Here is a 15,217-nt window from a genome sequence, read left to right on the forward strand (position 1 = left end):
AGCCGGTGTGCCGGCGCATGTATCGAGCATAGGCGTCAAACCAGCCCGCCATTGGCCCGCAGGATCTGCCCGTTGACCCAGGCCGCCGCCGGGCTCGCCAGGAAGCTGATGATGCAGGCGATATCCTCAGGCTGCCCCAGGCGTTCCAGGGGCGGCATCCTGGCGAAGCTGGCCACCTGCTCGGCAGTCTTGTCCTTGAGGAACAGTTCGGTGGCCACCGGCCCCGGCGCCACGGCATTGACCGTGATCTGGCGCCCGCGCAGCTCCTTGGCAAACACCTGGGTCAGGGATTCCACCGCCGCCTTGCTGGCGATGTACACCGCGTAGCCCGGCAGGTTGAGGCCGACGGTGCTGCTGGAGAAATTGACGATACGGCCGCCGTCATTCAGGCGCCCGGCGGCTTCGCGCAGGGTGTTGAAGGTACCGCGAGTGTTGATGGCGAAGGTCTGCTCATAGAGCTCGTCGCTGTGCTCGGCCAGGGGCAGCACCTTGAGGATGCCGGCGTTGTTGATCAGCACATCGACCTTGCCCAGTTGGGTCTCGGTCTCTTCGAACAGCCGGCGCACATCGCTGGCGCTGGCCACGTCGGCCTTGACCGCTATGGCCCGGTGCCCGGCCTGGCGCAGTTCCACCACCAGCCGGGAAGCTTCCTCGCTGCTGCTGGCGTAGTTGATCGCCACGGCGTAACCCTCCTTGGCCAACTGGCGGGCGATCACTGCGCCTATGCCTCGGGAGGCTCCGGTGACAATGGCGACTTTTGCGGCTTGAGCGGTCATGGGGTCAGTCCTTCACGGAGGTTGAACGGCTTGTCTGGGCAACAGGTTCACGGATTTACCGTGCTGGATAAATGCGCCAGAGTTGCCTTGACTGTTCAATATTCGCCAACAATCGAGCTTCTGGAGCCACCTGTGGACCAAGTCAAAGGGATGAAAGTGTTCGTAAGGATCTACGAGCGCAGCAGCTTCACTCTAGCCGCCGATGACCTGAACCTGCCCCGGGCGACCCTGACCCACACCCTCAACCAGTTCGAGGCCTGGCTCGGCACCCGGCTGCTGGAGCGCAGCACCCGCCGGGTACGCCCGACTCTGGATGGCCAGGCCTATTACCCCCGTTGCGTGCAACTGCTGGCGGAGCTGGAAGAGGCTGAACTGGCGTTTCGCACTGTGGAGCCCCATGGGCGCTTGCGGGTGGACATGCACGGCACCCTGGCCAAGCACTTCGTGATCCCGCGGCTGGGGGAGTTCATGCAACGTTATCCACAGATCGAACTTGCCATCAGCGAGGCCGACCACTTTGTCGACCTGGTCGCCGAGGGCGTGGACTGCGTGCTGCGTGCCGGCAACCTGGAAGGCTCCTCGCTGATTGCCCGGCGGGTGGCGAACCTGCAGCAGGTGACCTGCGCCAGCCCCGCCTACCTGGCGCGATACGGCGAACCGCAGAGCCTGGACGAACTCGGCGCGCATCGGGCGGTGAACTACGTTTCGCGTACCGCCACCCGCTCGTTCCCCTTCGAGTTCCTGGTCGAGGGGCAGGTGCGCGAAGTGGCCATCGATGGCGCCTTGTCGGTGTTCGGTGCGCAGATCTACGGCGCCTCGGCCCTGGCGGGGCTGGGGATCATCCAGTGTCCGCGTTATCACGTGGCGCGGCAGATCGAGCAGGGATCGATGCGCGAGATTCTCTGTCACACGCCGCCCCCGGCAATGCCGGTGTCGGTGGTCTACCCCCACAGCCGGCACATGTCGCCGCGGGTGCGGGTGTTTGTCGACTGGCTGGCGCAGGTGTTTACCGAGGCGCATTGACGCCCCCGCTGGCACGCCATGCGCAGGAGCTATGGGCCGCCAGCGAAGGCGGCCGCGAGAGCGATGCCGGACCTGATGGCCTGTTCCCCGGCAAGCCGGCTCCTGCAGGGTGGAGCTATGGGCCGCTGCGCGAGCTCTCTGCCTGAGGGGCGGTGGGCTCAACTGCTTTCGCGCTCGATCAGCTGGCATTGCAGCAGGTTCAGGCGTTGCACCGTGCCGGCCACTGGCAGCACTCCCAGGCTCTCCAGCACCCGGGTCGCGGCCAGTACGCCGATCTGAAGCGCCGGTGGCTGGATGGTGCTCAGGCTGGGCAGCAGCATCTGCGCAAAGGGGTAGTCGCCAAAGCCCAGCACCGCACATTCCTCGGGGATCTTCAGCCCGGCTCGTTGCCCCGCCAGCAGGCCGCCGGCCGCCAGGTTGTCGTTGGCGAAGATGATCGCGTCGGGGCGTTCAAGGCTGCCCATCAGCGCTTCCATGGCCTGTTTGCCGGCCTCGAAGGGCGCGCGGTCGGCATCCGGGGCAAACACCCGGGGCGCCAGCCCCAACTCGGCCAGCGTTGCCAGATAGCCGTCGCGCCGCTCCAGGGCACTGAAGTCTCCCGGGGCGCTGTTCTGCACGAAGGCGATGCGCCGGTAGCCTTTGGCGTGCAGGTGACGAGCGGCCGTGACCCCTACCTGAAAGTGCGAAAAGCCGATCTGCAGCGGTTGGCGCTGGGGCTGGTAGTCCCAGGTTTCGATCACCGGGATCTCGGTGTCGGCGAGCATCTTTTCCGTGCCCGGGCTATGGAAGTGGCTGGTCAGTACCAGGGCTGCCGGCGACCAGCCGAGAAAGGCCCTTACCGCGCTCTCCTCCTGCCTTGCGTCGAAGTAGCTGGAAGCCAGCAGCAGTTGGTAGCCATGGCGGCTGAGGGTGTCGCTGAAACCCTGGATGGTCTGGGCGAAAATCGGCCCGGAAATGTTCGGGATGACCATGGCGACAATCCGCCCGCGGGCCGAGGCCAGCCCGCCGGCCACCAGGTTCGGTACATAGCCGAGTTCGGCGACCACCGCGGCGATGCGTTCACGGCGCTCGGGGGAAACACTGTCGGGCTGGTTGAAATAGCGCGAAACGGTGATCGCCGACACCCCGGCCTGGCGCGCCACGGTGTTCAGGGTTACGCGGCCGGCGCCGCGGCGCTTGCGGCCAGGCGCTTGGTCAGAGCTCATGAGCGCATTCCTTTGTCTGAACAAAAAGGCATATAAAAGTAATTTTTCAGTATTGGACGCTCTATCAAGAGCCTGTCGATACTGGCGATGTTAGCGCTAACAAAGCGCCATGTCTGCTACTCGCTCGAGCGAATGCCCAAGACAGTTTTCAGGCGCTGCCGGCACAGATCGGCAGCGGTTCGGGGCATTTTTCAGCAGGTGCAGCATGCAGAACTTTCTTGGGGAACAGCACAGTCTCACGCAGTCGATCCGTGGTGCCACGCCATTGCGACCCCATCTGGGCTGGTTGTTGGCGGGGCTGGCCGCCTTGCCGCTGCCGGCGGCTTATGCCGCTGGCAGCGGCGCCAGCGCACAGGATCAGGAACCGACCCTGAAGTCGGTGACCGTCACCGCCACCCGCCGCGAGGAATCGCTGCAGAAAGTCCCGGTGGCGGTCTCGGTGGTGGAGGGCGAGCAACTGGAGCGGGATAACCGCAACGGCGTTGCAAGCATCGTGCAGCAGGTGCCATCGCTGAACTTCCGCACGGGTGCCTCGAACAAGGACACCTCGCTGTTCATCCGTGGCGTGGGCACCATTTCCACCTCACCGGGGGTGGAGCCCACGGTGGCGACGGTGATCGACGGCGTGGTCTACGGCCGCCCCGGCCAGGCCACCCTGGACCTGCTGGATCTGGAACGGATCGAAGTCCTGCGCGGGCCCCAGGGCACCCTGTTCGGCAAGAACGCCTCGGCCGGGGTGCTGAATGTCATCACCAAGGCGCCTACGGCCGAGACTCATGGCTACATCGACCAGGCCTACTACAGCGGCAATGAAAGCCGCACCCGTTTCGGCATTGGCGGCAGCCTGATTCCCGACACCCTCAAGGGCTCGCTCACCACCTTGTTCGGCAGTTACGACGGCAATGTGGATAACCGCCACAACGGCCAGGAGGTCAACGGCTACAACCGCAAGGGCGTGCGCGGCAAGCTGGAGTTCACCCCCAGCGAGGACCTCAAGTTCACCTTCGCGGCGGACTACATGCAATCCCATGATGACGCCCCCAACGGGGTGGTGAGCAAGGCCCTGACACCTGCCTTTGCCAATGCCCTGAACCCCGTGCGCGCCAGCAGCGACAACCGGGACATCAACACCGACACCCGTACCCATGTGGACGATATCAACAAGGGCCTTTCCGGCCAGCTGGACTGGAGCCTGGGCGACTACACCCTGACCTCGATCACCGCCTGGCGCGGCTGGAACAATACCCAGTACCAGGACGGCGACCGTCTTGGCACGGTCACTGCGGCGTTCCCCGGGACCGCCGACAAGGGTGACCTGGACTACAACCAGTACTCGCAGGAGCTGCGCCTGGCATCGCCCAAGGGGCAGTTCCTGGAGTACGTCGGCGGCCTGTTCTACATGCACGGCAAGGATGAAGAAACCTATCAGCGCACCCTGACCACGACCACCGGCGCCAACCGGGGCATTGCCGACTACAGCACCACCAACGACAGCTACGCGGTATTTGGCGAGAGCACCCTGAATTTCACCGAGGACTTTCGTGGCATCGCCGGCCTGCGCTGGACCCATGATGACCTGAAGTACGATCACCGCCGGGTCTCGACTTCGGCGACCACGATCAGCGGTATCCAGCCGGGCACCCAGAGTTCCGGCTCGGTGGACGAGGATGGCTGGTCCGGGCGCCTGGGCCTGCAATATGACCTCAGCGCCACGGTCACCAGCTACCTGACCTATTCCCGGGGCTACAAGGGCCCGGCCTACAACGTGTTCTTCAACATGCAGCCGCGGGACACCCAAGCACTGAAACCCGAAACCTCCAACACCTGGGAGGTGGGGATCAAGGCCAGCAGCTGGAACAACCGGCTGACCACCAACCTCGCGGTGTTTCACAGCGAATACGACAACTACCAGGCCAACTTCTTCGACACCGTGGCCGGGCAGGTAGTGACCCGCCTGATCAATGCCGGGAGCGTCAGCAGCGAGGGCGTGGAACTGGATTACGCCCTGCAGGCCACCCAGCAACTGAAGTTCTCCGGGGCCCTGGCCTACACCCGGGCGCGCATCGACGAATTCGCCTGCCCGGCGGGCGCGGCGGCTTCGTGCAACGTCAACGGCAAGCCGTTGCCTTTCAGCCCGGACTGGAAAAGCTACGTGCGCGCCGACTACAGCATTCCCCTGGATAACGGCCTGGATATCGAGTTGGGCACTGACTACAGCTGGCAAAGCGAAGTGCAGTACGACATCAGCCAGAACCTCGACACCCGGCAGGGCGCCTACGGCATCTGGAACGCCAGCATTGCCCTGGCCGACTACAACGATGGCTGGCGCGTAGCATTGCTGGGCAAGAACCTTGCCGACAAGTCCTATTCGCCCTTGCTGGCCAGTGGCGGCAACTACATCTACCGCGCCGTGCCCCGGGATGACGAACGTTATTTCGGCGTGCAGTTGCGCAAGGATTTCTGATGCCCTGCCGTTGTAGGAGCCGGCTTGCCGGCGAATGGGTTGGCGAACTGGGAGCAGGTCTTGTGGGCGCTTTCGCTGGCAAGCCAGCTCCTACAGCGGGCTTTGGCGGTGCCCTTTTTGCAGCATGAAACAAGGAGTGATCCATGTCCCGTTCCACTCGCCAGCTCAAGCTCGGCGCCTTTCTCATGGCCACCGGTCACCACGTTGCCGCCTGGCGTCATCCGGATGTTCCGGCCCAGGCAGGGCTGGATTTTGCCGTCTATAAAGAACTGGCGCAGATCGCCGAAGCCGCGCGCTTCGATGCACTGTTCGTCGCCGACAGCCTGGCAGCCCCTACCGGCCCCATCGCCAGCCGCATGGCCCGCTCCGATTACTTCGAACCCTTGACGTTACTGGCGGCCCTGGCGGCCGTGACCGAGCGGATAGGGCTAATTGCCACTAGCACTACGAGCTATAACGTACCGTACCACGTAGCACGTAAATTCGCGTCGCTGGACCATCTTTCAGGTGGTCGGGCGGGGTGGAACCTGGTGACTTCCGACAATGCCGCCGAAGCGCGGAATTTCGGTCGGGAGGAACATTTTGGGCACGCGGAACGTTATCGCAGGGCCCGGGAGTTCCATCGGGTGGTCACCGGGCTCTGGGACAGCTGGGAGGACGACGCCTTTGTCCGCGACAAGGCCAGTGGCGAGTATTTCGACCCAGACAAGCAGCATTTACTGGACTATCGCGGTGAATTCTTCCAGGTCAAAGGACCATTGAATGTGGCGCGCCCACCCCAGGGATACCCGGTGATCGTCCAGGCCGGTTCTTCCGAGAGCGGTCGTGAGCTGGCGGCCCAGACCGCCGAAGTGGTATTCACTGCCCAGCCTTCCATGGCCGCCGCGCAGGCCTTCTATGCCGACCTGAAAGGACGCCTGAAGCAGTACGATCGTAGTACGCAATCCCTGAAAATCATGCCTGGGGTATTCGTGGTGGTGGGGGACAGCGAAAGTCAGGCCCGGGAAAAGTTCGAAGCCTTCCAGGACCTGGTGGAGCCCGAAGTGGGCGTGGCCCTGTTGGGGAGGATGCTGGGCAACTTCGACTTGTCCGGCTACCTGCTGGATGCACCGTTGCCGGCGCTGCCACTGACCGAGAGCGGCCAGCAGAGCCGCCAGCAATTGCTCACCGAGCTGGCCGGCAAGGACAACCTGACCCTGGCCCAGCTGGGGCGCAGGATTGCCGGTGGCCGTGGGCACTACAGCCTGATCGGTACGCCCGGGCAGATAGCCGACGAACTGCAAGCCTGGTTCGAGGAGGGCGCGGCCGATGGTTTCAATGTGCTGGTGCCACATCTCCCTGGTGGGCTACGGGACTTTGCCGGCGGGGTGATTCCGGAACTGCAGCGGCGCGGGCTGTTCAGAACTGAATACGAGGGCCGAACCCTGCGGGAAAACCTGGGGTTGGCGCGACCGAAAAATCAGTTTGTGTGACAACGCGGCTGGCGCAGGGACCGGCTTGCCAGCGAAGGCGCTCGTGGTGGCCAAGGCTTGCGGGCCTTTGGCCGGCAAGCCGGCTCCTACCGTGGGGCGCTTTGATCGACGTTAGTCGTTTTGGAAAGACCTGACTCAGAGAGGATTCGATGACTTACATAGCTGCTGAAAACCGCTACGACTCCATCCCCTATCGCCGTGTCGGCCGCAGTGGCCTGGTACTGCCGGCGCTGTCCCTGGGGCTGTGGCACAACTTTGGCGACAGCACGCCGATCGACACCCAGCGTGCCCTGCTGCGCACCGCCTTCGACCTGGGGATCAACCACTTCGACCTGGCCAACAACTACGGCCCGCCCTACGGCAGCGCCGAAATCAACTTCGGCCGCCTGCTGCGTGAAGACTTCAAGTCCTATCGCGATGAATTGATCATCTCCAGCAAGGCCGGTTGGGACATGTGGCCCGGGCCTTACGGCCAGGGCGGCGGTTCGCGCAAGTACGTGCTGGCCAGCCTCGACCAGAGCCTGCAGCGCCTGGGCCTGGACTATGTGGATATCTTCTATTCCCACCGCTTCGACCCGGATACGCCGCTGGAGGAAACCGCCAGCGCCCTGGCCACCGCCGTGCAGCAGGGCAAGGCGCTGTATATCGGTATTTCTTCCTATTCGGGGGCCAAGACCCGGGAAATCGCCGCGTTGCTCAAGGAGTGGAAGGTGCCGCTGCTGATCCATCAACCGGCCTACAACATGCTCAACCGCTGGGTCGAGAAGGACCTGCTGGACACCACCGAGGAACTCGGCGCCGGGGTCATCGCCTTTACGCCGCTGGCCCAGGGCCTGCTTACCGACAAGTACCTCAATGGCATTCCCGAGGATGCGCGGGTCAATCGTCCTGGGGGCGGCTCGTTGCAGGCTTCGCACTTGTCGGAGGCCAATATCGCCCATGTCCGCGCGCTCAACGAGATCGCCAAGAACCGCGGCCAGAGCCTGGCGCAACTGGCCCTGGCCTGGACCCTGCGCGACCCGCGGGTGACCTCGGCGCTGATCGGTGCCAGCCGGCCGGAGCAGATCATCGAGAACGTCGGGGCGTTGCAGAACCTGAGCTTCAGTGTCGAGGAACTGGCGGAAATCGATCATTTCGCCAAAGAAGGGCGCATCAACCTGTGGGAAAAACCTTCGACGGCAGAGTGAGGTAAGTCTGCCCCTGCACCGATAAAACAGCCCCCGGCAGAGCGATCTGCCGGGGGCTGTTGGCTTTGCCGCCTGGAGCGGGGCGGCAGGCGTCGTTACCTGGTCGTGCTGCTGACTTTCAAGGAGGACGGATTGCCGGCCACAGTGCGGTCCTGGGGATCATCGAGGTCGACCTTGGCGGTCACCGACAGGCCCGGCCGCAGGCGTTCGAGGCCGGACTGGTTGGCGTCGAAGCGAATGCGCACCGGCACCCGCTGGACGATCTTGGTGAAGTTGCCGGTGCCCGGTTCGAAGGGCAGCAGGGCAAAGGTCGAGCCTGAACCCGGAGCCAGGCTTTCCACGGTGCCGGTGATGCTGACGCCTGGCAGGGCATCGATCTTGATCTGCGTCGATTGCCCCGGGTACATGTGCTGGGTCTGGGTCTCCTTGAAGTTGGCCAGTACATAGAGGTCATGCAGCGGCACCAGGGTCAGCAGGCGCGAACCCGGTTGCACGTAATCGCCAACCTGGATCTGCCGATTGCCGACGGTGCCGTCCATCGGTGCATAGATGGTGGTGTGGCGCAGGTCCTGCTGGGCCAGTTCCAGCCGCGCCTTGGCGGTTACCACCTTGGCCTTGGCCATCTGCAATTGCGCTTGCAGGCGTTGCCGTTGCGCGGTGGTGACCGCAAGGTCGTTCTCCGCCACTTGCAACATGGCCTGGGCGTAGGCCAGGCCTTGTTCGGCGGAGATGGCCTGGGTGCTGTATTTCTCCACCTCGTTGCGCGCCACGGCGCCGGTGGTGACCAGGGTATCGAAGCGATTGCGCTCCGCACCGGCACGCTTGGATTCGGCCTGGTTGGTGCGGATCGAGGTGCGCGCCGCCTGCACGCGGGCACTGGCCAGGCGCTGCTCGGCGTCCTGGATGGTCAGCGCGGCCTCGGCCAGGGCGACCTGGGCCTGGTTGTCCGCCAGATCGCCTTCGGCCAGGGATACCCGGCTGTCGAACTCTTCGCTGTTGATGCGCACCAGGGGCTGCCCGGCGGTGACGTTCTGGTGATCCTTGACCAGCACCTCTGTCACCAGGCCATGGACCCGCGGCGCGACGGAGGTCGCATCGGCGGCGATGTAGGCATCGTCCGTGGCCTGCGTCGACGGCGCCATCAGCACCCAGCCAACCCCGACTGCTACCAATGTCAGGGCGATAGCGCCGGCGATCAGCGGGCGCTTGGAACGCTTGCGCGGCTTCTCGGACTCTTGGGCGGCTTGCAGGATGGCGTTCTGAGTCTGGGTGCTCTGCTCCATGTTGAAGCTCCATGCTGTTTTGAATTACGATCATAATATTCACATGTCGGTCGCAATACTACAGGGAAGTACCTACCGTGACGACAAGCGCAACTGACCTCTCCGAAGCGGGTGCCCAGCCCGGCCAACAGTCCACCAAGCGCAAGTTTCTGGTCTTCACGATCATGGCTTTCGGCATGTTCATGGCGCTGATCGACATCCAGATCGTGGCGGCCTCGCTCAACGACGTGCAGGCCGGGCTCAGTGCCGGCCCTGATGAAGTGAGCTGGGTGCAGACCGCCTATCTGATTGCCGAACTGATCATGATTCCCTTCTCGGCGTTTCTTGCCCAGGCGATTTCCACCCGCTGGCTGTTCGCTGCCAGCGCGGCGTTCTTTACCCTGTTCAGCGTGGGTTGCGGGATGGCCTGGAACATCGAGTCGATGATCGTGCTGCGGGCCCTGCAAGGCTTTGCCGGCGGGGCGATGGTGCCCACGGTATTCGCTGTGGGGTTCGTATTGTTCGAAGGCAAGCAGCGGGCGATGGTCCCGGCAATCCTTGGCATGACCGCGGTGCTGGCACCGACCCTGGGCCCCACGGTGGGCGGCCTGGTGACCTTCTACCTGGACTGGCGCTGGATCTTCTTCATCAACGTGCTGCCGGGGCTGGTGATCTGCATCGGCGCGGCGTTGCTGATCGATGTGGATCGCCCGGACCTGTCCATGCTGCGGCGTATCGACTGGCTGCATTTCGTCGCCATGGCGCTGGCCCTGGGGTGTTTTGAATACGTGCTGGAGGAGGGACCGCGCAAGGACTGGTTCAGCGATACCGGGATCATCATCGCGGCCTGGGTGTCCCTTGTGTCCTTTGGTTTGTTCATCGAGCGCTCGTTGTATTCGAACAACCCGATCGTGTCCCTGGTGCCGTTTCGCGACCGTACCTTTTCCATTGCCTGCCTGCTGAACCTGGTGATCGGTTTTGGCCTTTATTCGTCGACCTACCTGGTGCCGGTGTTTCTTGGCCGGGTGCGTGGCTTCGATAGCCTGGAAATCGGCACCACGGTTTTTGTCGTGGGCATCGGGCAGTTGGTCAGTACGATTATTGCTGCCCGGGCCTCGGAAAAAGTTGATCGGCGCCTGATCATCTCGGTGGGTTTCCTCGGCCTGGCGCTGAGCCTGTGGCTGACTTCCCGGGTCACCTCCAACTGGGGATTCGATGAGTTGCTGGTGCCGCAGGTGGCGCGTGGGCTGTTCCTGATGCTGTGCATCGTGCCGAGCGTGAACATGGCCTTGAGTTCGTTCCAGGGGGTTGAACTGCGCCAGGCCTCCGGGCTGTTCAACCTGATGCGCAACCTGGGCGGCGCCATTGGTATTGCTACGGTCAACACCTGGCTGCAGGACGATGCCCGGACTCAGGTCCTGCGCCTGTCCGAGTCGCTGGGGAGCAAGGCTGTCGCCGCCCAGGAACTCATGGGCCAACTGGCGCTGAAGATTGCCGCCGATACACCGGATGCCAGCCACGCTTTCCTGATGGCTCAGGGCATTCTCGGCCGCCTGGTGGGGCGTGAAGCGCTGACCCTGGCCTTTGGCGATGTGTTCCGCCTGATGGCGATGATGTTCGTGGTGGCGTTGTTGCTGGTGCCGTTGTGCAAGGTGCCCCCGGCCGCGCCAGGCGCAGCCGAGGAGGAGAAGTGATAAGCAGCCGGGGCCTAGATGATCGGCGGCCCGGAGCGGGTCTTGCGCAACTGGCTGGGGGTGCAGCCCATGTTTTTCCACATCAGGCGGCGTAGAGCGGTGGAATCGGCATAGCCCACTTTGAAAGCAACTTCTTCAATGCTCATATTGGTGGTTTCCAATAAGCTTTGAACATGTTGCAGGCGAACTTTCTGAATGAAGGCCATGGGCGGCTTTCCCGTGGCGCTACGAATTCTGCGGGATAAGGTCTTCTCGGTTATACGCAAATGTTCGGCAATGGTGCTCAGTGGTGGAACGTTGGGCAGGCAATCCTCGATGAACTTCTCCATTAACAAAACTTCACGGTTTTCCGTTTGCAAGTTGGACAAGGCCATGTAGTGATATTGCGCCGGTCGACCATCTATCAACAGATAACGCATGGTCAATTCAGCAATCTGATTGCCCATCTTATTACGCAATATGTAGAGCATTAGATCCATTTGCGACATGCCTGCGCCTGCTGTAATCATATTTCCGTCATGAATAAGCATGCGTTTTGTGTCGAGTATCGCTTCGGGATAACGCTCTTTGAAAGTTTCATACAGTTGCCAATGAGTGGTGACCGTATGCCCCTCCAGAACCCCCGCCTCACCCAGGACGAAAACTGCTGAACAGGACGCCGCCGTCTGCTGCCCGCGGCGGTGATGGTCATGCACCAGCTGGCTGAGCTTGCGGATATCGGCGTGCCCGAGCCGGGTGATCAGTTCGCTGGACAGGCTGAGCCCAGGCAGCCTTTTTTCCCGGCGACAGCCAAAGAAATCCAGCTCCTGGGTGTTCTCCAGCCCCAGTCCAGGGATCACCAGCATGCTGCCTTCGATGGCCTGGACCTTGTCCAGTGGCTGGGCATCCAGGCGCATGCCGTTGCGCATGCGAACCGATTCGCTGCTGCCGATAATCTTCCAGGTGATGGTTGGCCGGCCCATGACTTCGGCGACCTGGTTAGCTGTTCGCAGCACATCCAGGGTGATCGCGACACTCGATCCCATGGCACCTTCCAGCGCAATAAGCGTGAGCACATCCATGTCCATTTTCTCCCTGTAAGTGTCCATTTGTGCATTAGCAAAATATACAAGCTGGTGGCAGACTTCTCAACGCATCCAGATTTCACTTTCCTGCCCACGCTATTCCCTGTGGGACATAAAAAAATATGCATTCATCAAGTGAATGCGTTGCTCTGTCAATAAAATGACATCTTTGTCTACTGCCTAGTAAGAGCTCCCCTTCTTAGGGGCGTTTGTTCGGTTCCTTAGTGCTGAAAATAATAAACGACCTTTAGGTCAATATATGGCTCTCCATTTAAAAAGGATTTTGAATGAACTACGCCGTGCCTCGTGATTATCTTAATGATGTCAATCCAGCCATCTCAGCGCATGTAGCAGTTGATGATCTGCCGTTGGCTGAAGTCCCGGGCATCGAATGTTTAAGTTCGGTTACCGAAGTACTGGCCTATCGCGCATGGCGGCAACCCGATGCCATTGCCTTCATCCATCTGCTCGATGGCGAGCGGGAGGAGGCGTCGATCAGCTACGCCGAACTGTGGAAGCGTAGTCAACGATTGGCCGCCGCGCTGCAGATCTTCGAGCCCCGTGAAAAACGGGTGCTGATGCTGTTCGAGACCGGTATCGACTACATCGTTTCACTGTTCGGCCTGCTGCTGGCCGGTGCCGTGGCGATCCCGGCCTTTCCCCCAGTGGGGACCCGGGGGCTGGAGCGGCTGGCACTGATCTGCGCTGATGCCCATCCGCAACTGGTGCTCACCAGCTCGCGCTTCATGCGGTCCCAGGAGCGGGTCAACGCTCTGCTCCAGGGTGATTTGCCCGCGCCCCAGTGGGTTGACCCGGAGCAGTTGGCCGAGGCGGATTCATCCTGGCGCGGGCAGGCGCTCGCCCACGGCCAACTGGCCCTGCTGCAATACACCTCGGGCTCCACCTCGGCGCCCAAGGGCGTGATGCTGACCCACGACAACCTCTACAGTAATTGCCGCAGTGCCAGCCAGTGGATGGGCCCGGCCAGGAATCGCGTGGGTTGCAGCTGGCTGCCGCCCTATCACGACATGGGCCTGATGGGCGGAATCCTGCAGCCGATCTTCGATGCCTTCCCTACCGTGCTCATCAGCCCCGGGCACTTTGTCCAGCGGCCGCTGCGCTGGCTGGATGCGGTGTCCAGGTACGGCGCCGACGTCACCATCGCGCCCAACTTCGCCTTCGACCTGTGTGTCGAAAACATCACCGACGAGGAACTGGCAGAGCTCGACCTGAGCAAGCTCAAGGCTATCTATTGCGGGGCCGAGCCGGTGCGCCAGAGCACCCTGGCGCGCTTCTCCGAACGTTTTGCCGCCGCCGGCTTCAACCCGGCGGCCCTGGGCCCCTGCTACGGGTTGGCCGAGGCCACCGTACTGGTCTCGGGCAAGCGCCACGATGAGCCGGCGTTCAATACCCAGGTGGATCGGGACCAACTCGCCAGTGGCACCCTGGCCATTGTCGATGCCGAGGATGCCCGGGCCCTGCCGCTGGTCAGTAGCGGCAGGGTCGCCCCGGGCCTGCGTGTGGCGATTGTCGACCCTGTCAGCCTGCAACCGGTGGCGGACGGCCAGATCGGCGAGATCTGGGTCCAGGGCGACAACGTGGGCGCCGGCTACTGGGGCAAGGAAGCGCTGAGCCAGCAGGTGTTTCGCGCCAGCCTGCCGGGCATCCATGGGCGTTTCATGCGCACCGGCGATCTTGGCGCGCTGCACCGCGATGAGCTGTTCGTCACCGGGCGCCTCAAGGACCTGATCATCATTGCCGGGCGCAACCTGTATCCCCAGGACCTGGAGCTGGCGGTGGAAAGCGCCGACCCGCGCATCCGCAGCAACGGCTGCGTGGCGGTGGGCATCGATAACGGTCAGCAGGAACAACTGGCGATCGTGGCCGAGGTCAAGCGCAGCGAGAAACTCGATGAAGCCCAGCAGGAACAGCTGCGCCAGGTGATCACCAGTGCGCTGGTCAGCCAGTTCGGCGTGGCCCCGGCACGCATCCACCTGGCGCCCATGGGCGGCATTCCACTGACCACCAGTGGCAAGGTCCAGCGCCAGGCCACCCGCAAGGCCCTGCTCAACGACACGCTGGCGCGCTATGGCGCCAGTCGCGCGGCTGCGGCACCTACCCTTAAAACTGCAACGGATGCCCTGTCATGACGGCCATGAATCCTCATATCGACCGCACCGGCCAGCGCGAGCGGCAATTGGCCTGGCTGACGGTCGCAACTCCGGCAGTGGGCACCGTGGTGGCCCTGGTGCTGGCCTGGCATCAGGGCATCGGCTGGCTGGAAATCGGCGCGCTGGCCAGCATGTACCTGTTGACCGCCCTGGGAGTGGAAGTGGGCATGCACCGGTTCTTTTCCCACCATGCGTTCAAGGCCGGCCCGGTGATCACCGCATTCTTCGGCATCGCCGGTTCGATGGCGGCGCAGGGCCCGATCCTGTTCTGGGCGGCGACCCATCGCCAGCACCACGCCTTCACCGACAAGGAAGGCGACCCGCATTCGCCGCGTCCGCTCAAGGCGGGTTTTATCGGCAATATCCAGGGCTGGTGGCACGCTCACCTGGGCTGGCTGTTCAGCCTGCGCAAGCAGAACTGGAGCCAGTTCGTGCCGGACCTGCTGCGCGATCGACTGATCATGCAGATCAACCAGCGCTACTACCTGTGGATCATCCTCGGCCTGCTGCTGCCCAGCCTGGCATGCGGGCTGATAACCCGCAGCTGGGAGGGCGCGCTCAGCGGCCTGCTGTGGGGCGGCTTCGTGCGGATCTTCCTGGTGGACCACGCCACCTGGTGCATCAACTCCTTTGCCCACCGGGTTGGCGGCCGCGACCACAAGACCCGGGATACCAGCCGCAACGTGTTCTGGCTGGCGATTCCGACGGTAGGGGGCGGTTGGCACAACAACCACCATGCCTTCCCGGCGCTGGCCCATGCCGGCCTGAAACCCTGGCAGTTGGATATTGGCGGCCTGTTCATCGAGCTGCTCGCCCTCTGCGGCCTGGCCTGGGATGTCAAACGGCCCGGCCCGACCGTGGCTGCAGAACCTTCAGAAAGCTGATTGCCGGTCCCTACC

11 protein-coding genes are annotated in these 15,217 nt (G+C 63.0%); 7 read left to right on the forward strand and 4 right to left on the reverse strand.

Going from position 1 to position 15,217, the window contains the following annotated elements; all coding sequences use genetic code 11:
* Positions 1–35 precede the first annotated feature (35 nt).
* A complete protein-coding gene (locus tag PFLCHA0_RS01290) occupies positions 36–776 on the reverse strand; it encodes an SDR family oxidoreductase (protein ID WP_015633748.1) in 741 nt (246 codons plus the stop codon).
* Between the two features lie 132 nt (positions 777–908).
* Between PFLCHA0_RS01290 and PFLCHA0_RS01295 the strand changes: the two genes are divergently transcribed.
* Positions 909–1,799, forward strand: a complete 891-nt coding sequence (locus PFLCHA0_RS01295; protein ID WP_011058633.1) for a LysR family transcriptional regulator — start codon at positions 909–911, stop codon at positions 1,797–1,799.
* A gap of 158 nt (positions 1,800–1,957) precedes the next feature.
* Here the strand turns inward: PFLCHA0_RS01295 and PFLCHA0_RS01300 are convergent, their stop codons facing one another.
* The gene (locus PFLCHA0_RS01300) at positions 1,958–3,004 is read right to left on the reverse strand and encodes a LacI family DNA-binding transcriptional regulator (RefSeq protein WP_015633751.1); all 1,047 of its coding nucleotides are present in this window, start codon (positions 3,002–3,004) and stop codon (positions 1,958–1,960) included.
* 205 nt (positions 3,005–3,209) lie between these two features.
* On the opposite strand from PFLCHA0_RS01300, the gene PFLCHA0_RS01305 reads away from it, so the two are divergent.
* The 3 genes from PFLCHA0_RS01305 to mgrA all read left to right on the forward strand — a co-directional run bounded on the left by PFLCHA0_RS01305 (position 3,210) and on the right by mgrA (position 8,127).
* Positions 3,210–5,468 carry a TonB-dependent receptor gene (locus PFLCHA0_RS01305; RefSeq protein WP_015633752.1) on the forward strand — a complete coding sequence of 753 codons (2,259 nt, stop codon included), beginning with the start codon at positions 3,210–3,212 and terminating at the stop codon, positions 5,466–5,468.
* Between the two features lie 143 nt (positions 5,469–5,611).
* Positions 5,612–6,940 (forward strand): LLM class flavin-dependent oxidoreductase, encoded by a 1,329-nt coding sequence (locus PFLCHA0_RS01310; protein ID WP_015633753.1) that lies wholly within the window; start codon positions 5,612–5,614, stop codon positions 6,938–6,940.
* A 149-nt stretch (positions 6,941–7,089) separates the two neighbouring features.
* A complete protein-coding gene (gene mgrA / locus PFLCHA0_RS01315; protein ID WP_015633754.1) occupies positions 7,090–8,127 on the forward strand; it encodes an L-glyceraldehyde 3-phosphate reductase in 1,038 nt (345 codons plus the stop codon).
* Between the two features lie 95 nt (positions 8,128–8,222).
* On the opposite strand, the gene PFLCHA0_RS01320 is transcribed toward mgrA, so the two are convergent.
* Positions 8,223–9,410: an HlyD family secretion protein gene (locus PFLCHA0_RS01320; protein WP_011058638.1), complete on the reverse strand. Its 1,188-nt coding sequence runs from the start codon at positions 9,408–9,410 to the stop codon at positions 8,223–8,225.
* 77 nt (positions 9,411–9,487) lie between these two features.
* Between PFLCHA0_RS01320 and PFLCHA0_RS01325 the strand changes: the two genes are divergently transcribed.
* A complete protein-coding gene (locus tag PFLCHA0_RS01325) occupies positions 9,488–11,083 on the forward strand; it encodes a DHA2 family efflux MFS transporter permease subunit (RefSeq protein WP_015633755.1) in 1,596 nt (531 codons plus the stop codon).
* A 14-nt stretch (positions 11,084–11,097) separates the two neighbouring features.
* On the opposite strand, the gene PFLCHA0_RS01330 is transcribed toward PFLCHA0_RS01325, so the two are convergent.
* On the reverse strand, positions 11,098–12,144 hold the full coding sequence (locus PFLCHA0_RS01330) for a GlxA family transcriptional regulator (RefSeq protein ID WP_011058640.1): 1,047 nt from the start codon (positions 12,142–12,144) through the stop codon (positions 11,098–11,100).
* Positions 12,145–12,515: 371 nt separating this feature from the next.
* Between PFLCHA0_RS01330 and PFLCHA0_RS01335 the strand changes: the two genes are divergently transcribed.
* Together PFLCHA0_RS01335 and PFLCHA0_RS01340 are read left to right on the forward strand one after the other, a co-directional pair.
* On the forward strand, positions 12,516–14,297 hold the full coding sequence (locus PFLCHA0_RS01335) for a fatty acyl-AMP ligase (protein WP_041115188.1): 1,782 nt from the start codon (positions 12,516–12,518) through the stop codon (positions 14,295–14,297).
* Positions 14,294–15,202, forward strand: a complete 909-nt coding sequence (locus PFLCHA0_RS01340) for an acyl-CoA desaturase (protein ID WP_015633759.1) — start codon at positions 14,294–14,296, stop codon at positions 15,200–15,202. The genes PFLCHA0_RS01335 and PFLCHA0_RS01340 overlap by 4 nt, the downstream gene beginning before the upstream one ends.
* The last annotated feature ends 15 nt before the right edge of the window (positions 15,203–15,217 follow it).

It is taken from the genome of Pseudomonas protegens CHA0 (assembly GCF_000397205.1).
Lineage (GTDB): Bacteria > Pseudomonadota > Gammaproteobacteria > Pseudomonadales > Pseudomonadaceae > Aquipseudomonas > Aquipseudomonas protegens.